Source organism: Caballeronia calidae (assembly GCF_900044055.2).
In the GTDB taxonomy this organism is placed as follows: domain Bacteria; phylum Pseudomonadota; class Gammaproteobacteria; order Burkholderiales; family Burkholderiaceae; genus Caballeronia; species Caballeronia calidae.
The window spans coordinates 13,885-26,452 of the sequence record NZ_FCOX02000010.1 but is presented as its reverse complement, the minus strand read 5'-3'; the positions used below and the strand labels follow the sequence as shown (position 1 = coordinate 26,452).

Annotated in this window: 7 protein-coding genes and 1 pseudogene; 7 read left to right on the top strand and 1 reads right to left on the bottom strand. The window is 65.5% G+C overall.

The genetic code is table 11. The features are described 5' to 3' along the window. Nucleotides 1–41: 41 nt before the first annotated feature. Genes AWB78_RS11955 through AWB78_RS11940 form a run of 4 tightly spaced genes read left to right on the top strand, consistent with a single transcriptional unit; the run spans nt 42 to nt 5,127 of the window. The gene (locus AWB78_RS11955) at nt 42–1,826 is read left to right on the top strand and encodes a gamma-glutamyltransferase family protein (RefSeq protein WP_062604791.1); all 1,785 of its coding nucleotides are present in this window, start codon (nt 42–44) and stop codon (nt 1,824–1,826) included. 27 nt (nt 1,827–1,853) lie between these two features. After that, a complete protein-coding gene (locus tag AWB78_RS11950; protein ID WP_062604790.1) occupies nt 1,854–3,263 on the top strand; it encodes an MFS transporter in 1,410 nt (469 codons plus the stop codon). A 23-nt stretch (nt 3,264–3,286) separates the two neighbouring features. Then, on the top strand, nt 3,287–3,817 hold the full coding sequence (locus tag AWB78_RS11945) for a GAF domain-containing protein (protein WP_374729461.1): 531 nt from the start codon (nt 3,287–3,289) through the stop codon (nt 3,815–3,817). Beyond that, nucleotides 3,814–5,127, top strand: coding sequence for an MFS transporter (locus AWB78_RS11940; RefSeq protein WP_062604788.1), 1,314 nt, complete (start codon nt 3,814–3,816; stop codon nt 5,125–5,127). The genes AWB78_RS11945 and AWB78_RS11940 overlap by 4 nt, the downstream gene beginning before the upstream one ends. Before the next feature lie 247 nt (nt 5,128–5,374). On the opposite strand, the gene AWB78_RS11935 is transcribed toward AWB78_RS11940, so the two are convergent. Beyond that, nucleotides 5,375–6,307 carry a LysR family transcriptional regulator gene (locus AWB78_RS11935; RefSeq protein ID WP_062604787.1) on the bottom strand — a complete coding sequence of 311 codons (933 nt, stop codon included), beginning with the start codon at nt 6,305–6,307 and terminating at the stop codon, nt 5,375–5,377. 211 nt (nt 6,308–6,518) lie between these two features. Between AWB78_RS11935 and AWB78_RS11930 the strand changes: the two are divergent. The 3 genes and pseudogenes from AWB78_RS11930 to AWB78_RS11920 all read left to right on the top strand — a co-directional run. Next, nucleotides 6,519–7,298: pseudogene (locus AWB78_RS11930) on the top strand (putative hydro-lyase); the annotation flags it as partial. 147 nt (nt 7,299–7,445) lie between these two features. Then, entirely contained in the window at nt 7,446–8,753 is a 1,308-nt protein-coding gene (locus AWB78_RS11925) for an MFS transporter (protein ID WP_062604916.1), read from the top strand. 49 nt (nt 8,754–8,802) lie between these two features. Next, a complete protein-coding gene (locus AWB78_RS11920; protein WP_062604786.1) occupies nt 8,803–12,435 on the top strand; it encodes a hydantoinase B/oxoprolinase family protein in 3,633 nt (1,210 codons plus the stop codon). The last annotated feature ends 133 nt before the right edge of the window (nt 12,436–12,568 follow it).

Sequence of the window (12,568 nt, the reverse complement as noted above, 5' to 3'; positions counted from 1 at the left end):
AACGAACCAATCGCTATTGGTTCGTCAAACGGACACTAGCAATGAGTTTCACGACACGACCCGAACTGATCGGCACTTTCGGCATGGTGGCTTCCACACACTGGCTCGCCAGCGCGTCCGCGATGGCGGTGCTCGAAAAAGGCGGCAACGCGTTCGACGCGGCAGCCGCAGCCGGTTTCGTGCTGCAGATCGTCGAGCCGCATCTGAACGGGCCGGGCGGGGAGCTGCCCGCGGTGTTCTATAGCGCGAAGGAAGATCGCGTGCGGGTGCTGTGCGGCCAGGGCGTGACGCCGGCCGCCATGACCATCGAACGCATGAAGGACATGGGCCTCAGTGTGATGCCCGGCACCGGCTTGCTGCCCGCGGTCGTCCCCGGCGCGTTCGGCGGCTGGATGGCGATGCTGCGCGACTATGGCCAGCTGCCGCTCGAAGACGTGCTGAGCTATGCGATCGGCTATGCGGAACACGGCTATCCGGTGCTGCCGCGCATGGCGTCGTCGATTCTGGCGATTCAGGATTTCTTCAAGCGCGAATGGCGCACATCCGCCGAACAATGGCTGCGCGACGGCGTTGCGCCGCGCCCCAATCATCTCTTCGCGAATCCGGCTATCGCGGAGACTTACAAGCGCGTTCTGCGCGAGGCGAAAACGCGTGGCGATCGCGCGGAACAGTGCGAACGCGCGCGCGTTGCGTTCTATCGCGGCTTCGTCGCGGATGCGATCGATCAATACTTCCGCTCGACCGACGTGCTCGATACATCGGGCCAGCGCAATCGCGGCCTGCTCGATGCATCGGATCTCGCGCGCTGGGAGCCGACTTACGAAGACGCCGTGTCCTACGAATACGAAGGCTTCATGGTCCACAAAACGGGGCCGTGGGGACAAGGCCCGATGTTCCTGCAACAGCTCGCGTTGCTGAAGGGTTTCGATCTCGCGGGCATGGACCCGCTTGGGCCGGACTTCGTGCACACGGTCATCGAATGCTCGAAGCTCGCGTTCGCCGACCGCGACGTCTTCTATGGCGACCCGAACTTCTCCGACGTGCCGATGGACACGCTGCTCAGCGACGCCTACAACGACGCGCGCCGCAAGCAGATCGATCCGCATCGCGCATCGTTCGAGTTCCGGCCGGGCAATCTGCTCGACAGTGAAACGCGCGCCGCGAAAATTCTCGCCAACGCGGGCCGCCAGCAGCCGGGCGGCTTCGGCCAGGGCGAACCGACCTTCGCGCCGCTGCCGGAGTTGCGCGGCGACACCGTGCATCTCGATGTCGTCGACCGCTGGGGCAACATGGTGTCGGCGACGCCGTCGGGCGGCTGGCTGCAGGCGTCGCCCGCGGTGCCGGGACTGGGCTTCAACGTGACCACGCGCGGCCAGATGTTCTGGATGGAAGAAGGCCTGCCCTCGTCGCTCGGGCCCGGTCGCCGCCCGCGCACGACGCTTTCTCCGACGCTCGTCACGCGCGGCGGCAAGCCGTATGCCGCGCTCGGCACGCCGGGCGGCGACCAGCAGGATCAGTGGTCGCTGCAACTGCTGCTGCGGCATGTGCACTTCGGCATGAACCTGCAGGCCGCCGTCGATTCGCCCTCGTTTCAGACCGCGCACTTTCCCGGCTCGTTTTATCCGCGCGACATTCAGCTCGGCAAGATGTCGGCGGAGGCCAGCTTTCCGCAAGCGACGCTCGATGCATTGCGCGCGCGCGGCCACGAACTCACGGTCGCCGAACCGTGGTCGCTCGGACGCGTGTGCGCCGTGGGCATCCGCAACGGCCTGATGCGCGGCGCCGCCACGCCGCGCCAGATGCAGGCTTACGCGATCGGGCGCTGACACCGAATCCACCGGAGAACATCGATCATGTCCGCTGTCGCCGCCCGCCTCGAACGGCTGCCGCTATCCGGCTTTCATCGCAAACTGCTCATCATCGGCGGAATGGGCTATATGTTCGACGGCCTCGATTCGTCGTCGCTCGCGTTCCTGCTTCCGGTCGTCAGCAAGCTGTGGGGCCTGACGAGCGCGCAGACCGGACTCGTCGCGAGCAGCACGTATATCGGCTATTTCTTCGGCGCGTTCCTGTCCGGCGTGCTCGCGGACATCATCGGACGGCGCCGCATCATGATGAGCGCGCTCGCGATCTATTGCGTCGCGTCGCTCGCGAGCGCCACCGCCAACGACTGGCATACGTTCTTCGCGCTGCGCATCGTCGCGGGCTTCGGCTCGGGCGCGGAAACCGTCGTGATCGCGCCGTTCCTCGCGGAATTCGTGCCGCGACGTTATCGCGGCATGTTCTGCGGCGCACTGGTGGGCTTCATGTCGTTCGGCTATCTGAGCTCGTCGATTCTCGGCTATACCGTCGTGCGCAATTTCCCGGATGGCTGGCGCTATCTCGCGGTCATCACCTCGCTGCCGGTCGTGATGCTGCTGTGGTGGCGCCGCACCTTGCCCGAATCGCCGCGCTGGATGGAAAGCCAGGGCCGCGTCGCCGAAGCCGGGAGCATCGTCGACGGTATCGAGGCGTGGTATGCGCAACGCGGCATCGCGCTCGCACCGCTCTCGACCGTGGGCGCGGTTCCGTCCGCAGCGAAGAGCAGCGGCAGCGCGTGGCACAACGTGAAGACGCTGTGGGGCAAGCGCCTCGCGGGCACCACGGCGGTGAGCTGGCTGATGTGGTTCGCCGTTGCGTTCGCGTACTACTCGTTTTTCTCGTGGATTCCGAGCCTGCTCGTCAAGGAAGGCCTCACGATCACGAAGAGCTTCGGCTTTTCCATCGCCATTTACGGCGCGCAGATTCCGGGCTATTTCTCGGCGGCATGGCTCAACGAAAAGATCGGCCGCAAGGGCGTGGTGGCGTCGTACATGACGCTCGGCGGCATCGCGGCGATCATGCTGTCGCTTTCGCATACCGGCGTGCAGATCATGGCGGCGGGCATCTGCCTGTCGTTCTTCATGAACGGCGCGTTCGCGGGCGTCTATGCGTACACGCCGGAGATTTTCCCGACCTCCGTGCGCACCACGGGCACGGGATCGTCGTCCTCGTTCGGGCGCATCGGCTCGGTGAGCGCGCCGATTCTCGTCGGCATCGTGTATCCGTCGTTCGGCTTCTTCGGCGTATTCGCGATGACGACCGCCGTGCTGCTCGCGGGCGCGTGCGTCGTGTTCTTCTTGGGCATCGAGACGCGCAATCGCTCGCTCGAAGACATCGAAATCAACGGCGCGACCGGAAGCGATGGACGCGACCGCCTCGCTGCCCACAACCTGCGCGGCTAGACCTTTTCACCGTCATGCGAGATATGCAAACCCCGACGCGCCCATTGCAACTGAGCGACCTTCAACGCCTCGCGCGCGCAATGCGCGAGCCCGCGCAACCGGCGACGCTGTTCGACGCGGTCGCCGCTGTCGCCGCGGTGACCATCGGCTTCCGGCTTTTCACCATCATGGCGTACGACGCGCGCAATCAAGAAGTGGAGCGCGTCTTCACCAACATGCCCGACGTGTACCCGACCGGCGGCCGCAAGAAGAAGCGCGGCACCGCGTGGGCGACGCAAATCCTCCATGAATTGCGGCCGTTTCGCGGCGAGACCGCACACGACATCCGCAATGCGTTCGACGATCACGCGACGATGGCGAACATGGGTTTGGGCTCGATCCTCAACATTCCGATCGCCTATGACGGCGAATGCATCGGCACGATGAATCTCACGCATATCGAGCACTGGTACACGCGCGAGCACGAAGACGCCGGCGTGCTGCTCGGCTCGTTTCTCGCGCCCGCGCTGGTCTCACGCATGCCGTCTTACGCAGGTGAGGAGCCGCGTCCATGAACCGCGCCGCTCCTGAAACCGGGCGCTGGCTGATCGTCTTCGCGCTGGGCTATCTCGCGCTGCTCGTCGACGGCGCCGACGTCATGATGTACGGCCTCACGCTCACGCGCATCAAGAGCGAATTCGGGCTCACCAATGTCGAGGCGGGCGCGCTGGGCAGTCTGACGCTCGTCGGCATGGCGGTGGGCGGCATTCTCGGCGGCTGGGCGAGCGACACGCTCGGGCGCGTGCGTGTCGTCGTGTGGGCGCTCGCGCTGTTCTCGCTCGGCGCGGGCCTGCTCGGACTCACTCATACGTTCGCCCAGTTCGCGCTCGTGCGCTTCATCAGCTCGCTCGGGATCGGCTGCATGGTGCTCGTGAGCACGCTCGTCGCCGAATATGTGCCGACAGAGCGGCGCTCGCTGATCCTCGGCATCTTGCAGACCGGGATATCGGCGGGCTATATCGTCGTGATCTCGCTCGCCAACTGGATCCTGCCGCACTACGGCTGGCGCATGCTCTTCTATGTCGCGACGATTCCCGTCGTGCTGGCGCTGGCGATTCACTGGTTCGTGCCCGAGCCGCCCGGCTGGCGCGCGAGCGTGGCGATGCGGCGAGACGCGCCGCGCGTGCGCCGCACATGGCGCGAGAACCGTTATTACCTGATCTTCTCGGATCGTGAGGCGCGCAAGATGTTCATCCTGTGGGCGCTCGCATCCGTGTTCGCGCTATCGGGCTTCTACGGACTGAACAACTGGCTGCCGACTTATCTGGAGAAAGAACTGCATGTGCGCTTCGGCTCGATGGCGGGCTACATGATCGGCACCTACGTCGTCGCCTTCGTGGGCAAGATCGTCGCGGGCTGGGTCGGCGACCTGTGGAGCCGGCGCGGGGTGTACGTGCTCGGCTGCATCGGCGCGGCCTTGTTTCTGCCGGTCATCGTCTTTTTTCACACGCGCGAGAACATCGTCTGGCTGATGCTGCTCTTTGGCTTTCTCTATGGCGTGCCGCTCGGCACGATGGGCGCGTTCATGTCCGAAAGCTTCGCCACACGCATTCGCGGCACGGCTGTCGGCGGGTCGTATAACGTCGGGCGCTTCTGCTCGGGCGCCGCGCCTGTCGCGATCGGGTTCATCGCCACGCAGTTCTCGTTCGGCGTGAGCTTCCTGCTGGTCGGTGCAGTGTTCTTCCTGAGCGGCGTGTGCGCGTTCTTCATTCCGGACCGCCTCTATGACACGAGCGCGCAGGAACCGAAAGATGTCGGCTCACCGACTCGCGCACGCGATGCGGACGCCGATGACACCGTAACGGAAGCGCTCAATCCTCGTTGATAGCGAGAGGCTGAGTCTGGACCGAAAATGAAAACGCCCGCGCTGAACGCAGGCGTTTCCGTGGCCCCGCTACCGCGCCCTAATAAACGAACTCTCGTTCGCTTCAGCATCAGGGCCGGCTTCCGCGCGGCTCACTTTCAGTATAGGTCGCGCAGCCGGATATCCAAGTTTCGCTCGCAAGGATTCCGCCTGGCTTGGTATCGGACGCGCCGTGGGCTGGCTCGACGTGTCGCACACGAGCCGGGCGTCACAGCCGCTCGATCAGGCGCCGGTCCGACTGCTCGCAATATTCATGACACGCCGCACGCGCCGCGTTCGCCGCGCCATGCACGAAGAGCGGCGCATCCGCGCGCCGGGACATCGACACCACGATGGACGGCGGCGAGGGCTGCAGCGGCAGCTCCACCACTTCGCCACGCGCGATCAGATCATCGACGAACAGACGCGGAATCGCCGCCACGCCGAAGCCATCGCGCACGAGTTGCACGATGACCGAAATCGACGGCGAACCGGTGATGCGCGTATCCGCCAGTGGCACGCCGTTGGCGAGCGCGAGCTTGCCGACGATGTCCTCCAGCGCGCGATGCGGCGCCGTCCCGCGCCCGAATGTCAGGATCGGATGACGCAGCACGCGTTTCGCCAGTCCGCTGCGCGCAAGCGGCAGCAACCCCGCGCGCGCTATCCAGTGCACCGGATAGTTCGCGAGCGCATCGCACACGACCGATTCCTCGTCGCTGCCTTCCACGCGAATGATGAGATCGAGTTCGCCTGACATCAGACGCCGCTGCAACACGACGCTCACGTCCACCGCGAGTTCTACTTCGAGCTGTGGAAAGTCGTTCGAGAGTCGTCGCATGTAATCGGCGAGCCAGCTATGCACGACCGTTTCGATCACGCCGAGCCGCAGCTTGCCGCGCATCGCGCCTTCATGCGACGCGGCGGCCTGCAACTGGCGCGTCGCCTCGACCACGGCTTTTGCATAACCCAGCAGATATTCGCCGTTCGGCGTGAGCCGGAATTCGCGGCTCTCGCGATCGACGAGCACGGTCTGCAATTCGTCTTCCAGCGCCTTCAGGCGTTGCGAGATGGCGGCAGGCGTGGCGTGCAGCGCGGTCGCGGTCGTCCGGAAGCTGCGCAGCTTGGCGAGCGTGACGAAGGTTTCGAGAAAGCGCGTATTCATAGTCCAAAGCTCAGTGAAACAAGCGGGACAACCCGTTCCGAAAATCTCGACGTGACTCGGGAAAACCCGCGATTTCGTTAAGAAATTCTATTCACGGACCGCAAATAAAACTAGTTGGCGTCAAATTTTCTTCTTTTCTATGCTTGGCCTGACGGTAGGCAAAACGAGTCGCCCGCCGCAGACGAACCAACGCAACCCGCAAGAGCACGCCGACACCATGACCCCATTCGAATTCCGCCAGGCCGTACGCCACGGAGACTTCCGTGGCCCGACAGCCGGGCATTGCGGCGAGTACGCGCAAGCCAATCTCGCGATCCTGCCCGCCGCGCACGCGCACGATTTCCTGCGCTTTTGCCATGCGAATCCGAAGCCCTGCCCGCTGCTCGGCGTGGGCGAGCCCGGCGACTTCCGCGTGCCGATGCTCGGGCGCGACATCGACATCCGCACCGACGTGCCCGCGTACAACGTCTACCGCGACGGCAAGCTGAGCGAGCATGTCGAATCGATCGAAGCGCTCTGGCAGGTCGATTTCGTGGTGTTCGCGATCGGCTGCTCGTTCTCGTTCGAGCACATGCTCGCGCAGGAAGGCATCGGACTGCGTCACGTCGAAGAAGGCCGCAACGTGCCGATGTATCGCACCAACATTCCAAACCGGCGCGCGGGCGTGTTCGGCGGCGAGCTCGTCGTGTCGATGCGCCCCCTGCGCGGCGCCGACGCGATCCGCGCCGTGCAGATCACGAGCCGCTTTCCCGGCGTGCATGGCGCGCCCGTGCATATCGGTGATCCGGCGGAGCTGGGCATCGTCGATCTCGCGCATCCCGAGTTCGGCGACGCAGTGACGATCCACGCGGGCGAACTGCCTGTCTATTGGGCTTGCGGCGTGACGCCGCAAACCGCGCTGATGGCCGCAAAGCTGCCGCTCGCGATCGCGCACGCGCCGGGCCACATGCTGATGACGGATATCACCAACGCGTCGCTGGCCATTTTCTGACCGTTCCGGCGTCGCGCACCGCGCCGCCGCACGACGAGCGATTCACAGCACATCGAAGCCATCCGGCCACGCGGCCCGGAGGGAATGACGCATCCCTACGCTCGCGCGTGGCTTCGTTACGCATGCGTCTATTCATGGGAGCAACAGATGGACAGCAAGACACTCACCGCGAGCGCCGACGATGCCGCCGACATGAAGGCACTGCCCGCAAGCCCGCAGCTTTCCTGGTATGCCGAAGCCGGTCCGCGGGCGCAGCGCGCGTTCTGGAGCTGCAAGGTCGGCTACATGCTCGACGGCATGGACACGCAGATGCTTTCCTTCGTCATCCCGACGATCGTCGCCACATGGGGCATCACGCTCGCGGACGCCGGCTTCATCGGCACGATAACGCTCTTGTCCTCAGCACTCGGCGGCTGGGTTGCGGGGATACTGTCCGATCGCATCGGCCGCGTGCGCACGTTGCAGATCACCGTGCTGTGGTTCGCGTTATTCACGGGCCTGTGCGGTCTCGCGCAGAACTACGGCCAGCTGCTCGCGGCCCGCGCGCTGATGGGCTTCGGTTTCGGCGGCGAATGGACGGCGGGCGCGGTGCTGATCGGCGAAGTGATCCGCGCGCGCGATCGCGGCAAGGCGGTCGGCCTCGTGCAGTCGGGCTGGGCGCTCGGCTGGGGCCTGGCCGCGCTGCTCTACGCGGTGCTGTTCTCCGTGATGGCGCCTGAACTCGCGTGGCGCGCCTTGTTCCTGATCGGGCTCGTACCCGCCGTGCTCGTGCTCTTCATCCGTCGATACGTCAAGGAACCGGAAGTATTCGAACAAGCGAAGGTCCGGCAGCAGGACACGCAAGACACGCCGCGCTTCACCGAAATCTTCGCGCCGAGACTGCTTTCGACGACACTGCGCGCCGCACTTCTCACGACGGGCGCACAGGGCGGCTACTATGCGATCACGACCTGGCTGCCGACTTTCCTCAAGACCGAACGTCACCTCACGGTGATGGGCACGGGCGGCTATCTGGCGATGATCATCGCGGGCTCGTATGCGGGCTATCTGTGCAGCGCATGGCTCACCGACCGCATCGGGCGCAAGCCGAACTTCATTCTCTTCGCGCTCGGCTCGATGGCGATCGCCTTCGCATACACCTCGCTGCCGCTCACGAATGCATCGATGCTGTGGCTCGGCTTTCCGCTCGGCTTTTTCGCGTCGGGCATCTTCTCCGGCATGGGCGCATTCCTCACCGAACTCTTTCCGACGCGTGTACGCGGCTCGGGCCAGGGGTTTTGCTACAACGTCGGCCGCGCGATCGGCGCACTGTTTCCGGTGCTGATCGGGGCGCTGTCCAGCCACTTCGGACTGGGCACGAGCATCGGCATGTTCGCGGTGGCGGCGTATGGCGTGCTCATCATCGCCGCGCTCACGCTGCCCGAGACGCGCGGCCGCGAGCTCGAATCCGCCTGAATCGCAACCTTCGAATTCCCTCACCTCTTCGCATCGAGAACACGACACGATGAAGCACGATCACGCCTCCGATGTTTGCACGCCGTCCCGCTGGCAGTTCTGGATCGACCGCGGCGGCACGTTCACCGATATCGTCGCGCGCCGCCCGGACGGCACGCTCACCACGCACAAGCTGCTTTCCGAAAACCCGGAGCAATATCGCGATGCGGCCGTCGCCGGGATTCGCTACCTGCTCGGCTTGCAAGCCGGCGAAGCCATCACGCCGCGCGATGTCGACATGGTCAAGATGGGCACGACGGTCGCAACCAACGCATTGCTCGAACGCAAGGGCGAGCGTGTCGCGCTCGTCACCACGCGCGGCTTTCGCGATGTGCTGCGCATCGCGTATCAGAACCGTCCGCGCCTGTTCGATCTCGACATCGCGTTACCGGAAGCGCTCTATGAGAGCGTGGTGGAAATCGACGAACGCATGAGCGCACACGGCGAAGTGGTCGCGACGCTCGATCACGCAGCCGCGGAACGCGCACTGCACGAGGTCTACGACAAGGGCATCCGCGCGCTCGCCATCGTGCTGATCCACGGGTATCGGCATACGGCGCATGAACGCGAGCTTGCGGATCTGGCACGCCGCATCGGCTTCACGCAGGTGTCGGTATCTCACGAAGTCTCGCCGCTGATGAAGATGGTCTCGCGCGGCGATACGACCGTGGTGGATGCATACCTGTCGCCGATACTGCGCCGTTATGTGGATCAGGTCGCGAGCGAGATGCCGGGCGTGAACCTGCAGTTCATGCAGAGCAGCGGCGGACTGACGCGCGCCGACGTCTTTCAGGGCAAGGACGCGATTCTCTCCGGCCCGGCCGGCGGTATCGTCGGCATGGTGCGCGCGGCGCAGGCAGCGGGCTTCGAACGCGTGATCGGCTTCGACATGGGCGGCACGTCGACGGACGTCTCGCACTTCAACGGCGAGTTCGAGCGCGTATTCGAAACGCAGGTGGCAGGCGTGCGCATGCGCGCGCCGATGATGAGCATCCATACCGTGGCCGCAGGCGGCGGATCGGTGCTCGGCTTCGACGGCGCGCGGCTGCGTGTCGGCCCCGATTCGGCGGGCGCGAATCCGGGCCCGGCGGCGTACCGGCGCGGCGGCCCGCTCGCGGTCACCGACTGCAACGTGATGCTCGGCAAGATTCAGCCCGACTATTTCCCGCGCGTCTTCGGTCCTCACGCGAACGAGCCGCTCGATCGCGAGATCGTCGCCGCACGCTTTCAGGCACTCGCCGATGAAATCTTCGCGGCTACCGCTCAGCGTCGCACGTCCGAGGAACTCGCGGAGGGTTACCTGGAGATCGCCATCGGCAGCATGGCGAACGCGATCAAGAAGATTTCCGTTCAGCGCGGCCACGACGTCTCGCAGTACGTGCTGACGACGTTCGGCGGCGCGGGCGGCCAGCATGCGTGCGGCGTGGCCGATGCGCTCGGCATGACGCGCGTGTTCGCGCATCCGCTTGCGGGCGTGCTCTCGGCATATGGCATGGGCCTCGCCGATCAGACGGCGATGCGCGAGCGAGCGCTTGAAATCACGCTCGACGCGTCTTCGCTCGCGACGCTGAACGACGCCCTCGATGCGCTCGCGGACGATGCGACCCGTGCACTGCTGGAACAGGGCGTCGACGCCGCGCGTATCACGGCCGAGCGGCGCATCCATCTGCGCTATCAAGGCACCGATTCGGCGATTGCGGTGCCGGCGGGCAGCGTCGATGCGATGCGCGCCGCGTTCGAAGCCGCATATCGTCAACGCTATGCGTTCTTGATGGCGGATACACCGCTCATCGCCGAACTCGCTTCCGTCGAAGCGATCGGACATTCCGATGCGCCGGTCGAGGCCGACAACCTGCCGCAGCGCACGGCAGGCGACGCGCTGCGCGCACAGACGGTCGTGCGCATGTATTCGGGCGGCCGCTGGCACGACGCATCGCTGTATCAACGCGAAACGCTGTGCGCAGGCGACACGCTCGACGGCCCGGCGATCATCGCCGAAAAGAACGGCACGACCGTGGTCGAACCGGGATGGCAGGCGGTGCTGACCGTTCAGGGCAACGTGGTGATGACGCGCGTGCAGCCGCTGCCGACGCGCCGCTCGATCGGCACCGAGGCCGACCCCGTGCGCCTCGAAATCTTCAACAACCTGTTCATGTCGATCGCCGAGCAGATGGGATTGCGTCTGCAAAACACGGCGTATTCGGTGAACATCAAGGAGCGCCTCGACTTCTCGTGCGCGATCTTCGATGCCGCCGGCAATCTGATTGCCAACGCGCCGCACATGCCGGTGCATCTCGGCTCGATGGGCGAAAGCATCAAGACCGTCATCGAGCGCAATCGCGGCGCGATGCGCGACGGCGATGTGTTCATGCTCAACGACCCGTATCACGGCGGCACGCATTTGCCCGATGTGACCGTGATTACGCCCGTGTTCGCCGACGGCTCGGCCGAGCCGCTCTTCTACGTCGGCTCGCGCGGCCACCACGCGGATATCGGCGGCATCACGCCCGGATCGATGCCGGCGGCCTCGTCGCACATCGAAGAAGAAGGCGTGCTGATCGACAACTGGCAGCTCGTCTCGGCGGGCGTGCTGCGCGATGCCGAAACGCGCGCGCTGCTTGCCTCGGGCCGCTATCCGGCGCGCAACATCGCGCAGAACATGGCCGACCTGCGCGCGCAGATCGCCGCGAACCAGAAGGGCGTGGACGAGCTGCGCCGCATGGTCGCGCAGTTCGGTCGCGAGGTGGTGCTCGCCTTCATGCAGCACGTGCAGGACAACGCCGAAGAGGCGGTGCGCCGCGTGATCGGCGCGCTGAAGGACGGCCGCTATCGCTACGAACTGGATAACGGCGCGGTGATCGACGTCGCCATTCGCGTCGATGCCGCGACGCGCAGCGCGACGGTCGATTTCAGCGGCACGTCCGCGCAACTGCCGAACAACTTCAACGCGCCGAAGGCGGTCTGCATGGCGGCCGTGCTCTATGTGTTCCGCACGCTCGTCGGCGACGACATACCGCTCAACGCGGGATGCCTCAAACCGCTTTCGGTGATCGTCCCCGACCGTTCGATGCTCAATCCGGTCTATCCGGCAGCGGTGGTCTCGGGCAACGTGGAGACATCGTCGGCGATCACCAATGCGCTGTATGGCGCGCTCGGCATCGTGGCGTCGAGTCAGGGCACGATGAACAACTTCACGTTCGGCGACGCGCGCTACCAGTACTACGAGACGATCGCGGGCGGCAGCGGCGCGGGCGAAGGCTTCAGCGGCGTCGATGCGGTGCAGACGCACATGACCAACTCGCGCCTGACCGATCCCGAAGTGCTCGAATGGCGCTATCCCGTGCGGCTCGAGTCGCACCTGATCCGCGCGGAGTCGGGCGGCGCGGGACGCTGGCGCGGCGGCAACGGCGCGATCCGGCGCATCCGCTTCCTCGCGCCGATGACCACATCGATTCTCTCGAACAACCGCATTCACGCGCCTTTCGGCGCGGCGGGCGGACGCGCGGGAAGACGCGGCAGCAATCGCGTCGAGCGCGCGGACGGCGAGATCGTCGCACTGGGGCATATCGCCAGCGTCGAGATGGCCGCGGGCGACGTGTTCGTGGTGGAAACGCCGGGCGGTGGCGGTTTCGGCGCAGTGTAATTGCGGTGCCGCGAGCCGTGCGCGACGCACGGCTCGCACGGCCTGTTCATGGACTTATGCGCGGCACAACTCGCACCGAACGCGGAGGTCACCTTCGTGCGCTGGCGCCAGCGTCAACATCTCGCGCGGCGCG